This window comes from Photobacterium sp. R1, assembly GCF_054600795.1.
Genome location: NZ_BAAHZP010000020.1, coordinates 24,422 through 45,060 on the forward strand (window position 1 = coordinate 24,422; position 20,639 = coordinate 45,060).

Annotated in this window: 20 protein-coding genes; 3 read left to right on the top strand and 17 right to left on the bottom strand. The window is 51.6% G+C overall.

The window, feature by feature from the left end; all coding sequences use genetic code 11:
* Window positions 1–43: 43 nt before the first annotated feature.
* The 14 genes from lpxB to rpsB form a co-directional block, all read right to left on the bottom strand.
* Complete coding sequence (gene lpxB, locus ACYP03_RS22060) at window positions 44–1,183, bottom strand: lipid-A-disaccharide synthase (protein ID WP_459782121.1); 1,140 nt, start codon at window positions 1,181–1,183, stop codon at window positions 44–46.
* 1 nt (window position 1,184) lies between these two features.
* Window positions 1,185–1,973 (bottom strand): acyl-ACP--UDP-N-acetylglucosamine O-acyltransferase, encoded by a 789-nt coding sequence (gene lpxA, locus ACYP03_RS22065; RefSeq protein ID WP_459782122.1) that lies wholly within the window; start codon window positions 1,971–1,973, stop codon window positions 1,185–1,187.
* A complete protein-coding gene (gene fabZ, locus ACYP03_RS22070) occupies window positions 1,970–2,425 on the bottom strand; it encodes a 3-hydroxyacyl-ACP dehydratase FabZ (RefSeq protein WP_248144151.1) in 456 nt (151 codons plus the stop codon). The genes lpxA and fabZ overlap by 4 nt, the downstream gene beginning before the upstream one ends.
* A gap of 106 nt (window positions 2,426–2,531) precedes the next feature.
* Window positions 2,532–3,560 carry a UDP-3-O-(3-hydroxymyristoyl)glucosamine N-acyltransferase gene (gene lpxD, locus ACYP03_RS22075; protein WP_248144149.1) on the bottom strand — a complete coding sequence of 343 codons (1,029 nt, stop codon included), beginning with the start codon at window positions 3,558–3,560 and terminating at the stop codon, window positions 2,532–2,534.
* 215 nt (window positions 3,561–3,775) lie between these two features.
* Complete coding sequence (locus ACYP03_RS22080; protein ID WP_248144148.1) at window positions 3,776–4,285, bottom strand: OmpH family outer membrane protein; 510 nt, start codon at window positions 4,283–4,285, stop codon at window positions 3,776–3,778.
* Window positions 4,286–4,304: 19 nt separating this feature from the next.
* Window positions 4,305–6,722 (bottom strand): outer membrane protein assembly factor BamA, encoded by a 2,418-nt coding sequence (gene bamA, locus ACYP03_RS22085; protein WP_248144146.1) that lies wholly within the window; start codon window positions 6,720–6,722, stop codon window positions 4,305–4,307.
* Window positions 6,723–6,758: 36 nt separating this feature from the next.
* Entirely contained in the window at window positions 6,759–8,114 is a 1,356-nt protein-coding gene (rseP, locus tag ACYP03_RS22090) for a sigma E protease regulator RseP (protein WP_330961770.1), read from the bottom strand.
* Window positions 8,111–9,307, bottom strand: a complete 1,197-nt coding sequence (gene ispC / locus ACYP03_RS22095; RefSeq protein WP_459782123.1) for a 1-deoxy-D-xylulose-5-phosphate reductoisomerase — start codon at window positions 9,305–9,307, stop codon at window positions 8,111–8,113. Before ispC ends, rseP begins: the two co-directional genes overlap by 4 nt.
* 124 nt (window positions 9,308–9,431) lie before the next feature.
* Window positions 9,432–10,280: a phosphatidate cytidylyltransferase gene (locus ACYP03_RS22100; protein ID WP_248144142.1), complete on the bottom strand. Its 849-nt coding sequence runs from the start codon at window positions 10,278–10,280 to the stop codon at window positions 9,432–9,434.
* Between the two features lie 129 nt (window positions 10,281–10,409).
* On the bottom strand, window positions 10,410–11,177 hold the full coding sequence (locus ACYP03_RS22105) for an isoprenyl transferase (protein ID WP_248144141.1): 768 nt from the start codon (window positions 11,175–11,177) through the stop codon (window positions 10,410–10,412).
* A gap of 87 nt (window positions 11,178–11,264) precedes the next feature.
* Window positions 11,265–11,822: a ribosome recycling factor gene (frr, locus tag ACYP03_RS22110; protein WP_248144140.1), complete on the bottom strand. Its 558-nt coding sequence runs from the start codon at window positions 11,820–11,822 to the stop codon at window positions 11,265–11,267.
* A 68-nt stretch (window positions 11,823–11,890) separates the two neighbouring features.
* Window positions 11,891–12,622, bottom strand: coding sequence for a UMP kinase (gene pyrH, locus ACYP03_RS22115; protein WP_036755939.1), 732 nt, complete (start codon window positions 12,620–12,622; stop codon window positions 11,891–11,893).
* 92 nt (window positions 12,623–12,714) lie between these two features.
* Window positions 12,715–13,560: a translation elongation factor Ts gene (gene tsf, locus ACYP03_RS22120; RefSeq protein WP_248144139.1), complete on the bottom strand. Its 846-nt coding sequence runs from the start codon at window positions 13,558–13,560 to the stop codon at window positions 12,715–12,717.
* Window positions 13,561–13,674: 114 nt separating this feature from the next.
* Window positions 13,675–14,403, bottom strand: coding sequence for a 30S ribosomal protein S2 (gene rpsB, locus ACYP03_RS22125; protein WP_248144138.1), 729 nt, complete (start codon window positions 14,401–14,403; stop codon window positions 13,675–13,677).
* 327 nt (window positions 14,404–14,730) lie between these two features.
* Between rpsB and map the strand changes: the two genes are divergently transcribed.
* The 3 genes from map (at window position 14,731) to ACYP03_RS22140 (ending at window position 18,839) form a co-directional block, all read left to right on the top strand.
* A complete protein-coding gene (gene map / locus ACYP03_RS22130; RefSeq protein ID WP_248144137.1) occupies window positions 14,731–15,528 on the top strand; it encodes a type I methionyl aminopeptidase in 798 nt (265 codons plus the stop codon).
* Window positions 15,529–15,641: 113 nt separating this feature from the next.
* Window positions 15,642–18,266, top strand: a complete 2,625-nt coding sequence (glnD, locus tag ACYP03_RS22135; protein ID WP_459782124.1) for a bifunctional uridylyltransferase/uridylyl-removing protein GlnD — start codon at window positions 15,642–15,644, stop codon at window positions 18,264–18,266.
* 192 nt (window positions 18,267–18,458) lie between these two features.
* A complete protein-coding gene (locus ACYP03_RS22140) occupies window positions 18,459–18,839 on the top strand; it encodes a DUF3461 family protein (RefSeq protein ID WP_248144136.1) in 381 nt (126 codons plus the stop codon).
* A gap of 41 nt (window positions 18,840–18,880) precedes the next feature.
* Here the strand turns inward: ACYP03_RS22140 and ACYP03_RS22145 are convergent, their stop codons facing one another.
* The 3 genes from ACYP03_RS22145 to ACYP03_RS22155 all read right to left on the bottom strand — a co-directional run bounded on the left by ACYP03_RS22145 (window position 18,881) and on the right by ACYP03_RS22155 (window position 20,551).
* Complete coding sequence (locus ACYP03_RS22145; RefSeq protein ID WP_248144218.1) at window positions 18,881–19,336, bottom strand: flavodoxin; 456 nt, start codon at window positions 19,334–19,336, stop codon at window positions 18,881–18,883.
* A 115-nt stretch (window positions 19,337–19,451) separates the two neighbouring features.
* Window positions 19,452–20,228, bottom strand: a complete 777-nt coding sequence (gene truC / locus ACYP03_RS22150; RefSeq protein ID WP_459782125.1) for a tRNA pseudouridine(65) synthase TruC — start codon at window positions 20,226–20,228, stop codon at window positions 19,452–19,454.
* A complete protein-coding gene (locus ACYP03_RS22155; RefSeq protein WP_330961774.1) occupies window positions 20,225–20,551 on the bottom strand; it encodes a YqcC family protein in 327 nt (108 codons plus the stop codon). The genes truC and ACYP03_RS22155 overlap by 4 nt, the downstream gene beginning before the upstream one ends.
* Window positions 20,552–20,639 lie beyond the last annotated feature (88 nt).

Genomic DNA, 20,639 nt, shown 5'->3' on the forward strand with positions numbered 1-20,639 from the left:
TTGGTTCACTCTGGCCGGTCTACAGAACCGGCCATGGTTTAACTTATTTGCCGATCAGCGTCAGCACCGCATTGGCGGCCTGCTTATCGGCGTCACAACGGATCAACTGATGCAGACGGGTAAATTCAGCCATCAGTGCTGAATTCTCAGATGCCAGGCTTTGCTCAACCGCAGCGGCCAGTTTTTCTGGCACGCAGTCTTCCTGCAGCAGTTCAGGCACCAGCTCACGATCCGCAAGAATATTCGGTAAGGAAACATACTTGGTTTTCAGCATCCGCTTGGCAAGCCAGGCCGTCAGAGGCTTCACTTTATAGCCAACCACCATCGGACGCTTCACCAGCATACATTCCAGCGCGACCGTGCCCGACGCCAGCAGGACCGCATCCGAAGCTGTCATCACATCCCGGGCCGTATCATCCACCAGCACAAAATCCAGTTCAGGCGCTGTGGCTTTCCAGGCCTGCTCAAACTGTTCTCTGCGTTTCTGATTCACCAGAGCCACAACAAATTCCAGCTCAGGATACTTTGCTTTCAGGATCTGACAGGTCTGAATGAAAGGCTCAGCCAATAAGCTCATCTCGCCGCCACGGCTGCCAGGCAGCACGGACAACCAGCGCTTCTCCGGATCCAGTCCCAGTTTTTGCCGGGCGGCGACTTTGTCCGTTTCCAGCGGAATCGCATCGGCCATGGTATGGCCGACAAACTCACAGGGCACGTTATATTGGTCGTAAAACGCTTTTTCAAACGGCAGGAAGGCAAGGACCAGATGAGTTGCCGCTTCAATCTTAAAGATACGCTTTTGGCGCCAAGCCCAGACAGAAGGACTGACGTAGTGGACGGTTTTGATGCCCTGCTGCTTGAGATCTTTTTCAAGTCGCAGGTTAAAATCAGGGGCATCGATCCCCACGAAAACATCCGGCGGATTGTCGGTGAAGTATTTCACCAGCTCAGCTTTGATATGAAACAGGCGAGGCAGTCGGCCGATCACTTCGACGATGCCCATAACCGCCAGTTCTTCCATATCAAACAAGGCTTTACAGCCTAAAGCCTGCATACGCGGCCCCGCGACGCCGACAAACTCAGCATCAGGATAGCGCGCTCTGACCGCCTCGATAAAACCGGCCCCTAAAATATCGCCGGAGATCTCTCCGGCGACTATTCCTATACGAAGTGGTTTCGTCATATCAGCGAATTATTCCACGCGTGGTGTTATTCAGCATGTCGAGGAACAGGCCGACAGAAGGCCAGTCTTTCACCATTTCTTCCAGCACTGGCTTCACTTCGGCCTGCGTTTTACCTGAACGGTAAATCTCTTTATAAGCACGACGAAGCGCATGCAGTTCAGGCTTTTCAAAACCATTTCGCTGCAAGCCGACAATATTCAGACCAAATGGCGTCGCGTGGTTTCCCTGAGCCAGAACGTATGGCGGAACATCCTGCACCACTGCAGAACAGCCACCGACATAACTGTAAGCGCCCACAGTACAAAACGGATGAATCGCCGACAGTGCCATCACGCCAGCATAATCGCCGACGGTCACGTGACCACCCAAAATTGAGTTGTTGCCAATGTGGGTGTGGTCACCAATCACAACATCATGCGCAACGTGAGCATTCACACACAGCAGGTTATCATTGCCGACAATGGTCACGCCTTTGTCCTGCACTGTCCCACGGTGAATTTGCACACTTTCGCGAATCACATTGCGGTCGCCGATTTCTACACGGGTCGGTTCACCGTTGTATTTCTTGTCCTGACACTCTTCACCAATAATGGCATAAGGAAAAATTCGGTTATCCTTGCCGATGGTCGTCGGGCCTTTAATCACTACATGCGACATGATTTCGTTGCCGTCGCCGATTTCTACATCTTTCGCGATGTAGGTAAATGGGCCTACGGTAACGTTGGCACCGATTTTCACACCATCTTCGATCACCGCCGATGGATGGATCTGTGCTGTTTCGTGAATCATGAAAACTCTCGTCTTGCGCATTTCAGCTCAGCAGAACAAACGACATCGCCGTCTACTTTCGCCACACCATTAAACATAGCGATGCCACGGCGTTCTTTCAGAAATTCCACTTCGATCACCAGCTGATCACCAGGGCCAACCGGCTTACGGAATTTGGCATTGTCGATGCTGGCAAAGTAATACAGTTCGTTTTCAGCAGGTGCGCCGAAGGTTTTAAACGCCAGCAGACCTGTTGCCTGCGCCATCGCTTCCAGGATCAGTACACCCGGAAATACCGGCATTTTCGGGAAGTGGCCGGTAAACTGCGGCTCATTGACGGACACATTTTTAATCGCCGTCAGGGTCTTGCCTTCTTCGTAGTTCACCACTTTGTCAACCATCAGGAATGGGTAACGGTGTGGTAGAAGTTCTTGGATTTCGGTGATATTCAGCGTTTTGTTCTCGCTAGTCAAAACTGCATTCCTGTCTAAAAAGTTAATCAAGCGCCGGATAAAATATAAAACGGCCTACGTAATTCAATAACGCAGGCCAGCTCGCGGCGCAGAAAGAAAAATTGGGTTACTGAGCGTCTTCTTCGAGTTTTTTCTCAACAGATTTCAGGCGCTTATTCATTTCTTCAATTTTCAGAACCCGTGCCGCAGTCTTGCGCCATTCCCGGTTCGTCTGAAGCGGAATTCCCGATGAATAAACCCCTGGTTCAGTAATCGGTCGCATCACCATGGCCATGCCCGTCACGGTCACACCATCAGTAATTTCCATATGGCCGTTGAACACACTGGCGCCGCCGATAAAGCAGTGTTTACCCACTTTCAGGCTGCCTGCCATCACAGTTGCACCAGCAACAGCGGTATTCTCGCCAATAGAGACGTTATGGGCAATCTGGCACTGGTTATCAATAATGACACCGTCCGCAATAATGGTATCTTCCAGCGCACCACGATCAATCGTAGTACATGCACCGATCTCGACCCGGTCGCCAATACGGACAGAGCCCAACTGAGGAATTTTTTCCCAACGTCCCTTATCGTTGGCATAGCCAAAGCCATCCGAGCCAATCACTGCACCCGACTGCACCAGACAATGGTCACCCATCACCACATTGTGGTAGATGCTGACGTTCGCCCACAGCTTCGTCCCCTGACCAATGCGGGCATTTTTGCCAACGAAGCTTCCCGGACCAATCTGGACGTTATCACCGAGCACCACGCCGGATTCAATGACAGCATTGTGGCCAACCGCAACGCCCTCTCCCAGAACAGCATCCGGTGCGATATAAGCAGATGGCGCAATTTCAGTCGCGCTGGCCGGTGTGCTGTCCAGCATTTGCGCGACTTTGGCATACGCCAGATAAGGATCTTTGACAATCAGGGCGTTGCCGTTGAAAAATTCAGCGTCAACGTCTTTTAAAATCACCGCAGTCGCCTGGCATTCGTTCAGATGCTGGCGATATTTACTGCTGGAAAGGAAAGTGATCTGGCCGGGACCGGCCTGACCCAGTCCTGCGATTGCTGTGACTTCGGCAGCTGCGTCACCACGCAGCTCCGCACCTAATTTCTCTGCTAATGCAGCAAGCGTCAATGCAGCCATTTGTTACCTTAATATTTCATCGTTTTTATCGCACTGCGCATTATTATCTGTGGTCGGCGAGACAATGCAAAGGATATGCGCAGGAACGTCTACAATTTGAACAATGTTCACATAATACTGTCATTTTTCATTACGGCAGACCCTACCAGCTGACACGCCAGCAAGCCCCTCATGCCTGCTGACGTTGCGATACATGGCCGCCGGTTTTCAGACGGTTACTTCACCGCTGACAATACTTTTGCAGACAGATCATCTTTCGGGTTCGCAAACAGGACGGCCTGACCGTCGACAACCATGTCATAACCTTCACGTTTGGCCACATCCTGAATGGCTGTACGCAGCTTCATCGCCAGCTTCTGCTGTTCTTCAGCGCCGCGACGCGCCTGATCTTCCTGCAGTGCCCGTGCTTTTTGCTTAAACTGTCCGTCCAGCGTTTGCAGCTCTGACTGCAACTTAGACTTGTCACTGGCACTCATCAACTGACCATCACGTTTCAGTTTTTCCAGCTTGGTTTTGATGTTGGTTTCCAGTGTGCGCAACTCAGTCACCCGACCCTGAAATTCGTTACGCAGTTTGTCTTTCACATTGTAACGCTGTACCAGTTGTGCCATAGCCTGATTCGTGGCGACATAGCCCACCTTCTCTGCGGCAACCGCAGCTTGGGCATACATTGAAGATGACAAGACGGCCAGGCTGAGGCTGGCTGCTTTAATCCACTGTTTCAAAGGCTCTCTCCTTAAAGGGTTAGAATGTGCGTCCAATGGTGAAGGTGAAGAATTCCTCATCATCGCCATCGTATTTCTTAATTGGTTTCGCGACAGAGAAGACCAGAGGTCCCATCGGCGACATCCACTGCAGAGCAGCACCATATGAGGCACGGATCAGGAATGGATCGGAATAATCGTACAGATATGCGCCGTCCTCATCGGTCAGATCATATTCGGTGTCCCACACGTTACCGGCATCAATGAATAAACTGGTCCGGATCTGATTCCTGACTTCATCGGATGCAAATGGTGTCGGAACAATCAGCTCCATACTCGCCAGCGCCACAGCGTTACCACCGGCGGCATCATCCGAGCCCGTCGCACAGCTGTTGTTTCCGCCAATTCCACTCCCGGTATCACAGCCGCCGACATACACCGCTTTCGGACCCACGGTATTTGAACGGAAACCACGCAGGGTTGAGAAACCACCCGCGTAGAAGTTTTCATAGAATGGCAACAACTGATCGCTGCCATTTTCTGTGGTGCCGTAACCATTACCATAGCCCAGTCGGCCGCGAAGCAACAAGGTAAAGTCCTGCTTCTCAGTCAGAGGATAGTATTGACGAACATCATACTGCGCCTTGAAATACTGGGCATCAGAACCCGGTACTGTCATCCGGAAAGTCGCGCGCTGATGGTTACCAGCTGTCGGGAAGAAACCACGGTTAAGGTTGTTTCGTGTCCAGGAGACAGACCAGTCAAAATCATCCAGCTCGATCGAAGTATTGGCCTGATCGAAGTCGTGAATACGCTTGAATTTTTCGATCTGATAATACTCTTCAGTATTTGAGATCTTGTTGTGATCGTAGCCGACGCCGAATTCAAAGAAATTCAATTCATCATATGGGAAACCCCAGGTCAGGCTGGCGCCATAACTTTGGTTGGTATAGTCCGAGATGTTGGCATCAGAGGCTTCAAACTCGTTGTAATAGATCTTTCCGCCCAGACTGATCCCATCCAGCGTGAAGTACGGATCCCGGTACTCCATGCTGACGTTTTTCTGGTAATCGTTCATCATCGCGCTGATGCCGAAACGATTCCCGGTTCCCAGAAAGTTATCCTGCTGGATCCCGGCCTGGAAAGACACACCAGACTCGGTACCATAGCCCACACCAAAGTTGATATTACCGGCATTGGCTTCCTTAACCTTGTAATTCACATCAACCTGATCATCCGTACCAGGCACGCGCACCGTCTGAACATCCACGGTTTCAAAGAAACCCGTCCGGCTCAGACGCTCTTTCCCGCGTTCGACAGACTTGGAATTCAGCCAGCTGCCTTCCATCTGACGCATTTCACGACGAAGAACTTCATCTTTGGTTGAGGTATTTCCAGAGAAAGCAATATTACGTACGTAGATACGTTTGCCCGGTTCTACATTGACTAAGAGCGACACCTGCTGATTTTCATCATCAAATTCAGGAATCGTCTTCACCTGAGGATAGGCGTAGCCCAGCTCACCCAAACGGCGTTTAATTGACTCTTCAAGAGCCGTCACCTGGGCGCCGTTATAAATATCACCGTCTTTGAAAGTGATCAGACCGGCCAGCTCGCCGGGTTCCCCGACCAGGTTTCCGCGGAACTTCACACCTTTCACTTTATATTGCTGGCCTTCGTCAATATTCAGTGTGATATAGACGCCTTTCTTATCTGGCGAAATGGAAACATGGGTCGATTGCAGCTTGTATTTCAGATAACCATTGTTCAGGTACTGAGAGCGCAATGTCTCCAAGTCACCGGCCAGAACCTGCTTCTGATATTTTTCATCTGCCAGGAAGTTCCACCAGGGCACATCCGCCTGAAGGTTAAATTTGTCACGCAGCTCTTCATCCGAAAAAACACGGTTTCCGATAAAGTTGATTTGCTGAATTTTGGCAGAAACGCCTTCAGTAAACACAAATTTCAGATCAGCACGGTTCCGCGGCAAAGGCGTCACAACCGCCTTCACGCTGGCATTGTATTTACCCACGCTGTAATAGAAATCTTCCAGGCCTTTTTCGATCTTGCTCAGGGTTGTCCGGTCCAGCGCTTCACCGACCCGGATTTTCGAAGCATTCAGATTTTCCTGAAGCTGTTCATCCTTGATCGCCTTATTGCCCGAGAAAGTAATACTGGCAATGGTTGGACGTTCGACAACCTTCACGACCAGAGCATTGTTATCCCGGTAGACCTGAATGTCCTCGAAGTTACCGGATGCAAAAAGCGCCTGAATCATATCCGCGACATCACGCTCGTCTACCGTGTCGCCGACTCTGACCGGCGTCTTCAGTAACGCCGCACCCAGAGCCACGCGCTGCAGCCCCTCAAAGCGGATATCGTCCACCACAAATTCTTCCGCATGTACCACACTGCTTCCAAGCAAGAGGGACGCGACTAACAGTTTCTTCATCGCCATTACTGTTCTGATTATTCCTTGCTAAAAACGCACTTATTAAAGGCGTGTAAAGTCATTTATGAGCGCCACAGCCATCAAAACGACCAAAATCGCTGAGCCAAGCCGGTAACCAATCTCCTGAATTCGCTCTGAGACCGGACGTCGCGTCACTGCTTCAATGGCAAAAAAGAGCAGATGACCACCATCCAGTACCGGCAGAGGCAACAGGTTCACAATACCCAGGTTGACACTGATTAAGGCCAGAAACCCTAGAAAGTACACAATGCCATAGTCGGCGGTTGTTCCGGCGCCTTTGGCGATGGAAATCGGACCGCTTAAGTTTTTCAGTGCTACGTCACCGGTCAGGAGTTTCGCCACCATATCAAAGGTAAGCGTCACCAGTTGCCAGGTTTTCTCCGTTGCCGCACCGATCGCATCCAGTGGCCCATACTTTAACTGAAAACGTTGCTCAGCCGGCCATGCTTCAACGACCGGGGCAAAACCAGCATAACCAACCAGCTCTCCGCTGGACAGCTCTTTGGTCCGGGGGGTCAGTGGTGCATGAATCAGCTCTCCGTTACGACGCAGCTGAATATCCAGCACTGTCTCCGGGTTCGATCGGATAGCATCGACAACCTGATTCCAGTTTGTTATTGGCTGGTTATTGATCGCGACAATCACGTCACCGACCTGAAAACCGGCTTGCTGTGCCGCGCCCTGATCCACCAGCTGACCAATTTCCAGCGTAATCGGTGGTGAAAAAGGCGTGATCCCAAGCGTTGTCAGTATGAGTTCCTTCTCCGGATCAAAAGACCACTCACGCAAATCCAAGCGAAGCGTTTCTTCATAATTTTCATCCGGCGGAACGACGGTCAGGGTCATCTCGTCATCACCAATATGGCTGATCATTGCCATATTGACCGATTCCCAATCCGGAGTTTTGATACCGGAAACAGACTTAAGTTCCATCCCGCTTTCAATCCCCGCCTGCGCAGCGATGGACTGAGGCGCAACGTCACCAATGACAGGTTTGACGGCTGGCACACCTATCAGATACACCACCCAGTAGGCAAAAATGGCAAACACAAAGTTTGCAAGCGGACCTGCAGCCACAATGGCACTACGTTGCCAGAGCGCTTTATTATTGAAGGCCTGATGACGACGCTCTTCAGAAACGGCTTCAACCCGCTCGTCGAGCATCTTGACGTAGCCCCCCAGCGGGATCATCGCCAGAGTGTATTCAGTGCCCTGCTTATCGACCCGGCGCCACAATGGCTTACCGAATCCGATCGAGAAGCGTTCGACATACACCCCGCAACGACGTGCAACCCAGAAGTGTCCGTACTCGTGTACGGCAATCAGAATGCCTAACGCAACGAGAAAGGCTCCCAAGTTCCACAAAATACCAATCATTTAGTCACCTTATGAATCACTTGCTGCGCAAGCTGTCGGGCTGTTGCATCCAAAGCTAAGACACAATCCAGACTACGAGGCTCACTGAAATCAGCCCGTTCCAGTACCTGCTGATTGACACGCGCGATATCGGTAAACCGTATCGAACCGGCAAGAAAAGCAGCCACGGCTACTTCATTGGCGGCGTTCAGTGTCGTTGTCGCAGCCTGTCCACTGTAACACGCGTCAATCGCCAGTTGCAGACACGGATAACGCGACATGTCCGGTGCCATAAACGTAAACTCGCCAATCTTTGTAAAGTCGAGCGGTTTCACCCCGGCTTCAACCCTTTCCGGATAAGCCATCGCAAATGCAATCGGAGTCTGCATATCCGGCAGTCCCAGCTGCGCCAGTACCGAGCCGTCTCTGTACTGTACCATCGAATGAATCACCGACTGAGGATGAATCAGGACTTCAAGCTGTTCTCTTGAAGCATTAAACAGCCAGTGTGCTTCAATGTACTCCAGCCCCTTATTCATCATAGTGGCCGAATCCACAGAAATCTTTGGCCCCATCGACCAGTTCGGGTGGGCAATTGCCATTTCTGGTGTCACCGCATCCAGCTCACGCACATCCGTATAACGGAAGGGGCCGCCGGAACCTGTCAGTAAAATCTTGCTGATCCCGGCCTCAGCGAGATCGCATCGTCCCGGGTTTTGCTGCACTTGTACAGGTAGACACTGAAAAATAGCATTATGTTCACTATCAATGGGTAATAATTCTGCCCCGTATTTCGTCACGGCATCGATGAACATCTGTCCGGACATCACCAGTGCTTCTTTATTTGCAAGCAGAATTCGTTTTCCGGCTTTCACCGCTGCCATGGTCGGCAACAGACCGGCAGCACCAACAATCGCCGCCATGACCGTATCGACTTCATCCAGTGCCGCCACTTCACACATCCCGGCTTCACCGGAGAGGACCCGGGTATTGATCCCCTGCGCTGACAGTTGCTGCGCCAGGTCTCTGGCAGCCTGCTCACACGCCATGGCTGCATATTTCGGTTTCCACTGGCAGCAGAGTTCAAACATTTTTCGGCTGTCCGTTCCGGCAGCCAGTGCAACCACTTCAAAACGGTCCGGGTTCGCAGCCGCGACTCCCAGTGTACTGGTACCAATCGAACCGGTTGCGCCAAGGATGGTTAATTTACGCATATCTTCACTACTTAATATATACAGACGACTTATAGCCGATATGCCACCGACCAGCTCACACGCCGCTCTCCGGCCTTAAAATCAAAACGGGGGAAGTGGTTACCCGCTTCCCCCGAATCAGGCATTAAATCAGCCAGAGATAGAGCAATGCAAATACAGGCAGTGCCGCAGTCAGACTATCTATTCGGTCAAGGATACCACCATGTCCCGGTAAGATCTGTCCGCTGTCTTTAATTCCCGACACTCGTTTGAGCATACTTTCGACCAGGTCGCCAAAAACCGAGGCAATGACGGTCAGCACCACGGTCGCCAGCAGCGCTCCGCTGTGGCTGAATGGAATACCAAACACCGCAGCTGCGCCCCAGGCCACAACAACAGCCAGGACCACACCACCCGCCAAGCCTTCCAGTGTTTTATTCGGGCTGACCTTCGGCGCCATTTTATGGCGTCCAAAACGTTTACCGGCAAAATAAGCCCCGCTGTCAGCGGCCCAGACCAGCAGACAGACCAGCATCACCAACTTGGCGCCATAAAACGGAGACTCTGCATAATTGACGGCACGAAGCATCACGACGCCCCAAAAGAAAGGAATCAGCGTCAGCAGACCAAAACAGTAACGAAGCAAAGTCGAGCGGGTCCAGAAGCCGGATTTATCCGGATAAGTGACCACCAGCAGGCAGGCAAACAACCACCAGGCGCCACCCAGACCCAGCATTGTGTGGTGAGCGGTGTGCAACTCGCCCAAAGCGATCGCATCCGTCGGCAACGCCAGAAAAGATGCCAGAAGAACCAGTACAGGCGGCACCATGGCTAACAGGCGGGAGCGGGTATTTACAAACTGGGTCCATTCCCAGAATCCAGCCAGGGTAATTCCGGCCAGTGCAAACATAAATCCCGAAAAAGGGAGCAGGAAGATCCCGGCAATCACAACAGGGGCCAGAACCAATGCAGTCAAAATTCGTTGCTTAAGCAAGCTTGTTCCTCTCGTTATAATTTATCTTTGTCGCTTCTCAGCAATATCTTGCTCGGTCGCAATTCAACAAGCTACGTGCTTGTTACCAGAATGGCAGCGGGATTCCAGTTTCCACTGCCTCTGGTGCTGCTACTGGCTATTTAGTAGCATTTTTATTTGTTCACCCGTACAGCCAAAACGACGTTCCCTGTTCATAAACCAGGCAATGGCATCAGAGAATGTATCTTCATCAAAATCCGGCCAGAACTGTGGGGTGAAATACAGTTCCGCATAGGCGGTCTGCCAGAGCATGAAATTACTGATCCGGCATTCGCCACTGGTGCGAATGAGCAGATCAACATCAGGAAGCCCGTGGGTCGTCAAACGTTCGGCCAGCATCGCTTCGGTAATATCTTCCGGGGCTAACCCCTGTTCAGCAACTTCACGCGCAAGTGCCTGCGTTGCCTGAATGATATCCCATTGTCCACCATAATTGGCAGCCACGTTCAAAACCATTCCGGTATTGTTAGCCGTCAGTGTTTCTGCCGCCGCAATTTTATCTTGCAGGCGCTGACTGAAACGGCTGATATCGCCGATAATTTTCAGGCGAATGTTATTTTTGTGCAGGCGCTTTACTTCCCGACCTAAGACAGTCAGAAATAGCTCCATCAACAGAGACACTTCGTCTTCCGGGCGACGCCAGTTCTCACTGCTGAATGCAAACAGTGTGATTACCTGAATCCCAAGGCGGCTCGCAACAGAGACAGTTTTTCGTACGGCTTCCACACCGGCTTTATGGCCAAACACTCGCGCTTTGCCCTTCGCTTTTGCCCAGCGGCCGTTCCCATCCATGATGATGGCTACGTGCTTGGGCAGCTTCTGAGCATACCATTCAGTGTTGGTTGTAGGCTCTGCCATACATTTCCCTCAACAAAAAAGCGCCGTGCTGCACGCACAGCGCTTCAGAGCTTATCAAGCTAAAGTCGAACCGAAGTCAGGAAATCCTTATACTTCCATCAACTCTTTTTCTTTCGCTTCCAGAATGGCATCGATTTTCTTAACAGCAGCATCGGTCAGCTTCTGGATATCGTCCTGAGCACGACGATCGTCGTCTTCAGAGATTTCTTTATCTTTCAGCAGCGCTTTCACATCTGCATTCGCATCACGGCGGATATTACGTACTGCAACACGGCCTTGTTCTGCTTCCGCACGAACGATCTTCACCAGATCTTTACGACGTTCTTCCGTCAGTGGCGGCAGTGGTACGCGAATCACGGTGCCAGCAGATGAAGGGTTCAGACCCAAATCAGACATCATGATGGCTTTTTCAATTTTAGGCGTCAGCTCTTTGTCAAAAACAGTAATCGCCAGGGTACGCGCATCTTCAGCGATGACGTTTGCAACTTGACGCAACGGCGTATTGGAGCCGTAGTATTCAACCTGGATGCCGTCCAGCAAACTTGGGTGTGCACGACCAGTACGCACTTTTGCCAGTTGAGTTTTCAGTGCTTCAACACTTTTTTCCATGCGCGTTTGCGCATCAGTTTTAATTTCGTTAATCACGTTTGTACCCTTGAATAGTCGGTCTCAGTGAGGGAGGCAGTCCCCCACCCTATCAATATCTTGCGTCCTTAGTCGCCATTGGCGATCAAGGTACCTTCAGCTTCACCCATGACCACTTTGCGCAGTGCTCCCGGCTTATTCATGTTAAACACACGAATTGGCATGCCGTGATCACGTGCCAGCGTGAATGCTGCGAGATCCATGACTTTCAGTTCTTTTTCCAGAACGTCCTGATAACCTAGCTTATCATATAGAACTGCTTCTGGGTTTTTAACTGGATCTTCGCTGTAAACACCGTCTACTTTTGTGGCTTTCAGCACAACATCGGCTTCAATTTCAATACCACGCAGACACGCAGCAGAGTCTGTTGTAAAGAAAGGATTCCCTGTACCGGCAGAGAAAATAACCACACGGCCCTGACGAAGCTGACTGATGGCTTCCGCCCAATTATAACTGTCACACACACCATTCAGCGGAATGGCTGACATTACTTTCGCGTTCACATAGGCACGGTGCAGTGCGTCACGCATGGCCAGGCCATTCATCACGGTTGCCAGCATACCCATGTGATCGCCCACAACTCGGTTCATACCCGCAGCAGCCAGACCTGCACCACGGAACAGATTACCACCACCGATAACCAGACCCACTTGTACGCCCAGCTCTACCAGTTCTTTGATTTCCTGAGCCATGCGGTCCAGAACATGTGCATCAATACCAAAACCTTCGTCGCCCTGCAGCGCTTCACCGCTCAGTTTCAGCAGGATCCGTTGATAAGTCGGTTTAGGATTTGTGGTCATTTATTGTACCTTCCAGGCTTACTATAGAGATATGGAGTTGTAAAAAGACCGTAGCCTTGGCCACGGTCTTCGAATGAGCAATTCGCGAAGGATTAACCTTTCTGCGCCAGAGCTACTTCTTCTGCAAAGCTCAGGCCTTCGGCTTTCTCGATACCTTCACCAACTTCCAGGCGGATGAAGTTAGAAACAGAAGCACCGCTTTCTTTCAGAACATCACCAACAGATTTCTTAGGTTCCATGATGAAAGGCTGGCCAGTCAGAGACACTTCGCCAGTGAACTTCTTCATGCGGCCTTCAACCATCTTCTCAGCGATTTCTTGAGGCTTGCCTTCGTTCATTGCGATTTCAACCTGAACTTCACGCTCTTTCGCAACAACTTCAGCTGGTACGTCTTCTGGGTTCACGTACTCTGGACGTGAAGCAGCAACGTGCATTGCAATGTGCTTCAGGGTTTCGTCTTCGCCGTTACCAGCAACAACAACACCGATGCGGTCGCCGTGACGGTAAGAAGCAACTTTCTCGCCTTCGATGTAAGCAACGCGACGGATAGAGATGTTCTCACCGATTTTCGCAACCAGTGCAACACGCTTCTCTTCGAACTGTGCTTGCAGAGCTTCAACGTCAGCTTTGCTTGCCAGTGCAGCATCAGCAACTTCGTTTGCAAAAGCCAGGAAGTTACCGTCTTTAGCAACGAAGTCAGTCTGGCAGTTTACTTCGACCAGAGCAGCTACGCTGTCATTGTTCTTGATGATGATAGAACCTTCAGCAGCGATGTTACCTGCTTTCTTAGCCGCTTTAGCAGCACCGCTCTTACGCATGTTCTCGATGGCCAGCTCGATGTCTGCATTGGCTTCAACCAGAGCTTTTTTACATTCCATCATGCCTGCGCCAGTACGCTCACGCAGTTCTTTAACCAGGGCAGCTGTAACTGTTGCCATTGTTATATCCTCAGTTTTTAAATCTTGGTGTAAAAATCAGGGGCCTGAGAGCGGCCCCTGTTAACCATACTTAGTTTACACAAGGTAACTTAAGATGCTCAAAGGAGCGACTGATTACTCAGCTTCTACGAAACCGTCTTGCTCAGCCTGGGCAACGATGTCCTGGTTACGAGCTTCAGTAACGGTTGTCGCTACAGCGCCTGTGTACAGCTGGATAGCACGGATTGCGTCATCGTTACCTGGGATAACGTAATCAACGCCGTCTGGGTTAGAGTTAGTATCTACGATAGAGAATACTGGGATACCCAGGTTGTTCGCTTCTTTGATAGCGATGTGCTCGTGATCAGCATCGATAACGAACATAGCGTCTGGCAGACCGCCCATGTTCTTGATACCGCCCAGAGATTTCTCCAGTTTTTCCATTTCACGAGTACGCATCAGCGCTTCTTTCTTAGTCAGCTTGTCGAAAGTACCGTCAGTAGACTGAGTCTCCAGGTCTTTCAGACGCTTGATTGACTGGCGAACAGTTTTCCAGTTAGTCAGCATACCGCCCAACCAGCGGTTGTTCACATAGTACTGGTCACAGCTGATAGCAGCTTCTTTGATAGATTCGCTGGCTGCACGCTTAGTACCAACGAACAGGATTTTACCCTTGCGAGCAGCGATCTTGTTGATCTCAGCCAGCGCTTCGTTGAACATTGGTACAGTTTTCTCAAGGTTGATGATGTGCACACGGTTACGAGCACCGAAGATGAACGGCTTCATCTTAGGGTTCCAGTAACGGGTTTGGTGACCAAAGTGAACACCAGCCTTCAGCATGTCGCGCATTGATACAGTTGCCATTGAATATTCCTCAATTGGGGTTAGGCGTCCACATATCCCATGCTACCGACCCTTGACTGCATAACAGCCGACTTAACATTAAGCCTTGGGCACCCCGGAGCACGTGTCGATATGTGTGAGTGATTAATAAAATAACGTTTTTTGTAATCTGACCCGCCGGGTTAATTTTCATCAACGCACAATCTGGCAAATTACGGCGCGCTTTATACCATATTTTTGCCGTCAAAATCCAGCCTAATCTCCCCCGCATCGGCAAAGCCAGTTTCCATCTGGTGCATGCGCTGATACCATATTAAGTATAGAGACTGATAGGGTAGAGAAGTTCGCATGAGCATTAAGATCAAGACGGCAGAAGAAATCGAAAAGATGCGCGTCGCTGGCCAGCTGGCCGCAGAAGTGCTGGAAATGATTGAGCCGTATGTCAAACCTGGCGTATCCACTGAAGAGCTGGACCGGATTTGCCATCAATACATCACGGAAACCCAGGATGCTATCCCGGCTCCGTTGAACTACCACGGTTTCCCGAAATCCATCTGTACCTCCATCAACCACGTGGTTTGCCACGGCATTCCGAGTGAGCAGGATGTACTGAAAGACGGTGATATCATCAACATCGATATCACGGTGATCAAAGATGGTTACCACGGCGATACGTCGAAAATGTTTGAAGTCGGCGAAGTCTCACTGGAAGATAAACGCCTGTGCCGTGTGGCTCAGGAAAGCCTGTACCAGGCCATCAAGAAAGTGAAACCTGGGACGAAACTGGGTGAGATTGGCACAACGATTCAGAAATTCGTGAAAAACGGTAACAGCCGTTTCACGATTGTCCGCGACTACTGTGGTCACGGCATCGGGGATGAGTTCCACGAAGAACCGCAAGTCGTTCACTATAAAAATGCAGACCGCACCGTGCTGAAAGCCGGGATGTGTTTTACCATTGAGCCGATGATCAACGCGGGTAAATTCGGTTGCATCCTCGATGACGATGATGGCTGGACAGTTTATACTGTGGACGGCAAGAAATCAGCACAGTGGGAGCACACCCTGCTGGTCACCGAGACCGGTTGTGAAATCCTGACTCTGCGGAAAGAAGAATCACTGCCACGCGTGATGAAAAACGCCTGACAATCTGCAGTAGTCCGCTACTGATAAAGACATCTAAGCCAGCATTCTGCTGGCTTTTTTGTTCCCCCGTTTCAGGCTAGAGTAAAGGAAAGTACAACTGGGCATGGACTGCAATGACACAGACTCAATCTGATACCACGATGAACGGTGACCACATTCATCCGTTACGTGCTGCGCTGAAGCAGGAACTGGAACAATTCAACGCACAGCAGCAACTCCTGTTTACTCAGCACGTGCCGGTGACCGAACTGGTTGAAGCCCGGGCAACATGCATTGATGGTTTACTCCGCCATCTCTGGCCTGTTTTCGAGCTGGACCAACGCGATGATCTGTCTCTGGTTGCGGTGGGCGGCTACGGCCGGGGAGAACTGCATCCGTTATCCGATGTCGATATTCTCCTGCTGAGCAGTACGCCGCTGGATGCTCATACCGGGAAGCAAATCAGTGAATTCCTGACGCTTTTATGGGATCTCAAACTGGAAGTCGGTCACAGCGTCCGCACCATTGAAGAGTGCATCAATATTGGTCTGGAAGATCTGACCGTCGCGACTAACCTGCAGGAAGCCCGCCTGCTTTGCGGCAGTGAAGACAGCTTTCTGCAGCTGCAGGAGCAGGTCAACTCCGGTAAATTCTGGCCCAGTGAAGCGTTCTACCGTGCCAAAGTAGAAGAGCAGCGGGTTCGGCACGCCCGCTACCACGACACCACCTATAATCTCGAACCGGACATCAAATCCAGCCCCGGCGGCCTGCGCGATATTCATACGCTGAGCTGGGTTGCTCGCCGTCATTTCGGTGCCACCAATCTGCTGGAAATGAGCCGGTTCGGCTTTCTGACCGACGCCGAATACCGCGAGCTCTATGAATGCCAGGCATCCCTCTGGCGGATCCGGTTTGCCCTGCACAGTGAGCTGAAACGTTACGACAACCGGCTCACCTTCGAACATCAGGCTTCAGTCGCTCAGAAACTGGGCTATACCGGTGACGGCAACAAGCCGGTCGAAATGATGATGAAAGAGTTCTACCGTACGCTGCGCCGGGTGGCAGAACTCAACAAAATGCTGCTGCAGCTGTTTGACCAGGCCATTCTGAAAAATGGCAATGCACAAACCACAGTCGATCTGGATGAAGATTTCCGTTTGGTCGGTCCGTTAATTGAAGCACGCAAACCCGCCCTGTTTCAGGCCCGGCCGGAAACGATTCTCGATATGTTCCTGCATGTGGCACGTAACTCAGAGATTGACGGAATTTCCGCACCCACCCTGCGTCAGCTGCGAACTGCCCGTCGCCGGCTCAACCGTTTTCTGGTCGATATCCCGGCCGCGCGCGAGAAATTCATGGAACTGGTCCGCCAGCCCAATGCGCTTAACAAGGCTTTTCGCCTGATGCACCGTCATGGAGTACTGGCCGCTTATCTGCCTCAGTGGAGTCAGATCGTCGGTCAGATGCAGTTCGACCTCTTCCACGTCTACACCGTGGATGAACACAGCGTGCGCCTGCTGAAACACATGAACAAGTTCAGCGATCCGGCCAACCGCGAACTGCATCCGATCTGCTGTGAAGTCTATCCGCGAATCATCAAAAAAGAACTGCTGATTCTGGCTGCGATTTTCCACGATATTGCCAAAGGGCGCGGCGGCGATCACTCCGAACTGGGTGCCGACGATGCCTATAATTTCTGTATCAACCATGGCCTGTCGCGACCTGAAGCCAATCTGGTGACCTGGCTGGTGAAAAATCACCTGCTGATGTCTGTCACAGCCCAGCGCCGCGACATCTATGATCCGGATGTGATTACCGAGTTTGCCAAAGTCGTCCGCGACGAAGAACGACTCGATTACCTGATCTGTCTGACCGTGGCCGACATCTGCGCGACCAACCAGGAACTCTGGAACAGCTGGAAACGGACCCTGCTGGCAGAACTCTACTATTCCACCCAGAAAGCGTTACGACGGGGTCTGGAAAATCCGCCAGATGTCCGGGAACGGATCCGTCACAATCAGCAGATGGCTTCGGCCCTGCTCCGCAGCCAGGGGTTCGCACAGCGTGAAGTCGACGTACTCTGGCAACGCTTTAAAGCCGACTATTTCCTGCGCCATACTCACCAGCAGATCGCCTGGCATGCCGAAGCCCTGCTCAGGCACGACGACCCGAATGCGCCGCTGATCCTGATCAGTAAAAAACCGACCCGCGGTGGTACAGAGGTCTTCGTTTACAGCCCGGATAAGGCAAAGCTTTTTGCCATCGTGGTTGCTGAACTGGATAAAAAGAACCTCAGTGTTCATGACGCCCAGATCATGACCAGCAGAGACGGCTATACGCTGGATACCTTTATGGTGTTGGATCCGAACGGTGATCCGCTGACGGAGAATCGTCATGCCATGGTGCGGGAAGCCCTGATCCACGCGCTGGAAACCATGAGCACAACGCGCCGTCACAAACGGCCTCCCCGGAAACTGCGCCATTTTCACGTGAAAACCCAGGTCGACTTCCTGCCGACAAAAACCGGCAAGAAGACCATGATGGAGCTGGTTGCGCTGGACATGCCCGGCCTGCTGGCACGAATTGGTTCCGTCTTTGCCGATCAGAACGTCAGTCTGCAGGCCGCGAAAATCACCACGATCGGTGAGCGGGCGGAAGACTTTTTCATTCTGGTGAATGAAGCCGGTCAGCAACTGTCCGCCGAACAGGAACAGGCGCTGAAAGCAGCGCTGATTGAACGCATCGACGACGCTGCCTGAGCCCCGCCCGTCAGCTCAGGCGGGCGGGTTTGGCCATGAACCCTTCGCGCAGATTCTGCGCTGGGTTCAAGATTTACCCCGGATTAATTGCTAGAGTAATCCCATCCTGCATCAATCAATACTGCTGATTACGCCACCTGCCGCATATTGTTGTATTGGATGCGAAGCTTGACTGAATCACACGAGGCCGCCATGTATCCGAACCTTACCAGCCTGGGCATTGAACACCCTGAACGCATTGAGAGCTACAGCCTGCGTCAGGAAGCCGCAAACGACATTCTGAAGATCTATTTTGCTAAAGAGAAGGGAGAGCTTTTTGCCAAAAGCATGAAGTTCAAATTTCCTCGTCAAACCCGCTCTGTCGTCGTCAACAGCGGCAACCGGGAAGCAAAAGAGTTTTCGGAAATCAACCGAAAACTGACATTTGTGACCGATGAGCTGGACCGAATCACCAACAAACGCCACAACGATGTAGATATCAAGAAAAAGATTCTGGCGGACTTACGTCACCTTGAGCAGGTGGTCACGCATAAGATTGCCGAGATCGAAGCCGATCTGGAAAAACTGAAATAAACAAGCAACTGATGCCGCCGTAAAACAGCGGCATCGTGTCATTATTTGACTTTATTCATGAAGTTTTTCAGCCAGGGAAGCGCAGCTTCGGTCGCATCAAAATTCACACAGGCATCAATATCCAGCCGTTCTGTCACAGATTTGGCCTGCAGTTCCTGCAGCAGCGCATCAAACTGACGGCCACCGCCACAGTATCGGTCTTCACCATAACTGGAATCCCCCATGGCGATCACACCGTAATTCAGAGCAGGCATCAGCGGAAACTGATCATTCAGCGCGGTAAACAGCGGCAACAGATTTTCCGGAAGTTCGCCCTGCCCTGTGGTCGAGGTAATCACCAGTGCCACCTGATCGCGATAAGCCAGAAAATCTTCCAGACTCGGTTCAATAAACATTTCGGCCTGGTGACCATTGGCTTTCAGCTCACTGACAACTTCTTCAGCGACTTCTTCAGCCCCACCAAACACCGAACCCACAAAAACACCAATATTTGCCATCAAAGTCACGCCTCACTCCCTGTCTGAAAATCAATGACCTGCGTTTACTCTGGCGCGGCTTCCGGCCAGATGCAAGTCTCAGTTGCAATTGCGCGATCCCGTTGTCAAAAATGCTTTAAGCATCCAGATGGGACACCGGCCAGTCAAACGCCTGCATCACCCGTTGCCAGGCTTCATCAACTGTCGCACATATCTTCAGAGAATGACCGGTCACCGGGTGGAATAATTCCAGTGCTGACGCATGCAGCATCAGGCGATGGCAGTCGAATTGCTCCCGGAACATGCGGTTATGCCGTCCATCACCGTGATTCACGTCACCGATAATATGGTGACTGAGGTGGTGCATATGACGGCGCAGCTGGTGTTTACGCCCGGTCTCCGGTTTCATTTCCACCAGGGTGTAACGGCTGCTCGCATAACGGCCGACAGGGATCGGCATTTCGACTCTGGCGACCGGCCGATAAGCTGTGACTGCTTCCTGTGGTGCTTTATCCTGACGGGCTCGTTTATCATCCAGCTTATCCAGCTCTTCTTTGAGCGGATAATCCAGCACCGCCGCTTCTTTCACCCAGCCCCGCACCACCGCATGATAAGTTTTCTTCACTTCACGCCCGGCAAATTTCGGCATCATCTGTGCCGCCATTTCACTCGAGAGCGCGAACAGCAACACGCCGGATGTCGGCCTGTCGAGCCGGTGCAGCGGGAATACATGCTGCCCCCCCAGCTGATCACGCAGGGTCTGCATCACAAAACGAGTTTCATGACGGTCCAGCCAGGAACGGTGTACCAGCATGCCCGATGGCTTATTCACAGCCACCAGATATTCATCCTGATACAGGATTTCCAGCTCAATTGGCGGTTCTGTGACTGACTCAGTGGCGGGCTCACTCATTGAATCGCACCTCCCAACCAGTGATCCAATTCATTGATTACCGGCAGCACACCGGCCAGTGCCGGAGTCAGCTTGGCGGCTTCTTCGGCATAAGGGTAAATACTGAACTGGGTCGGCAACGGCAGGCGCTCTTCCACCAGATGATGCATCCGCGGCAGAAAAACCCACTGCAGCCATTCAGCACAACTCAGGGTATCCACAGCAAATGGCAGTGTGCTGGCCAGCGCATCTTCATCGGGGGACTCATCCTGCCACAGGTCATGCGCACGCAACTGCTGCTCCAGTGCCGTCATTAAACGGGCGGTTTTCTCATAAGGGTCCAAAACGGTACTCCTGAAACAATACGGGCACAGGGCTTGACCTCTGCCGGACAACTGGCGCGCAAGGATACCATCTTCCGCTGCAACTCCC

What these genes read in the sequence shown, in the direction of transcription:
- lpxA (WP_459782122.1), bottom strand. Translation starts at nt 1,973, where the DNA reads ATGATTCACGAAACAGCACAGATCCATCCATCGGCGGTGATCGAAGAT.
- rpsB (WP_248144138.1), bottom strand. Translation starts at nt 14,403, where the DNA reads ATGGCAACTGTATCAATGCGCGACATGCTGAAGGCTGGTGTTCACTTT.
- lpxB (WP_459782121.1), bottom strand. Translation starts at nt 1,183, where the DNA reads ATGACGAAACCACTTCGTATAGGAATAGTCGCCGGAGAGATCTCCGGC.
- bamA (WP_248144146.1), bottom strand. Translation starts at nt 6,722, where the DNA reads ATGGCGATGAAGAAACTGTTAGTCGCGTCCCTCTTGCTTGGAAGCAGT.
- map (WP_248144137.1), top strand. Translation starts at nt 14,731, where the DNA reads ATGAGCATTAAGATCAAGACGGCAGAAGAAATCGAAAAGATGCGCGTC.
- pyrH (WP_036755939.1), bottom strand. Translation starts at nt 12,622, where the DNA reads ATGACCACAAATCCTAAACCGACTTATCAACGGATCCTGCTGAAACTG.
- tsf (WP_248144139.1), bottom strand. Translation starts at nt 13,560, where the DNA reads ATGGCAACAGTTACAGCTGCCCTGGTTAAAGAACTGCGTGAGCGTACT.
- rseP (WP_330961770.1), bottom strand. Translation starts at nt 8,114, where the DNA reads ATGATTGGTATTTTGTGGAACTTGGGAGCCTTTCTCGTTGCGTTAGGC.
- ACYP03_RS22140 (WP_248144136.1), top strand. Translation starts at nt 18,459, where the DNA reads ATGTATCCGAACCTTACCAGCCTGGGCATTGAACACCCTGAACGCATT.
- ACYP03_RS22105 (WP_248144141.1), bottom strand. Translation starts at nt 11,177, where the DNA reads ATGGCAGAGCCTACAACCAACACTGAATGGTATGCTCAGAAGCTGCCC.
- truC (WP_459782125.1), bottom strand. Translation starts at nt 20,228, where the DNA reads ATGAGTGAGCCCGCCACTGAGTCAGTCACAGAACCGCCAATTGAGCTG.
- ispC (WP_459782123.1), bottom strand. Translation starts at nt 9,307, where the DNA reads ATGCGTAAATTAACCATCCTTGGCGCAACCGGTTCGATTGGTACCAGT.
- ACYP03_RS22145 (WP_248144218.1), bottom strand. Translation starts at nt 19,336, where the DNA reads ATGGCAAATATTGGTGTTTTTGTGGGTTCGGTGTTTGGTGGGGCTGAA.
- glnD (WP_459782124.1), top strand. Translation starts at nt 15,642, where the DNA reads ATGACACAGACTCAATCTGATACCACGATGAACGGTGACCACATTCAT.
- lpxD (WP_248144149.1), bottom strand. Translation starts at nt 3,560, where the DNA reads ATGGCTGCATTGACGCTTGCTGCATTAGCAGAGAAATTAGGTGCGGAG.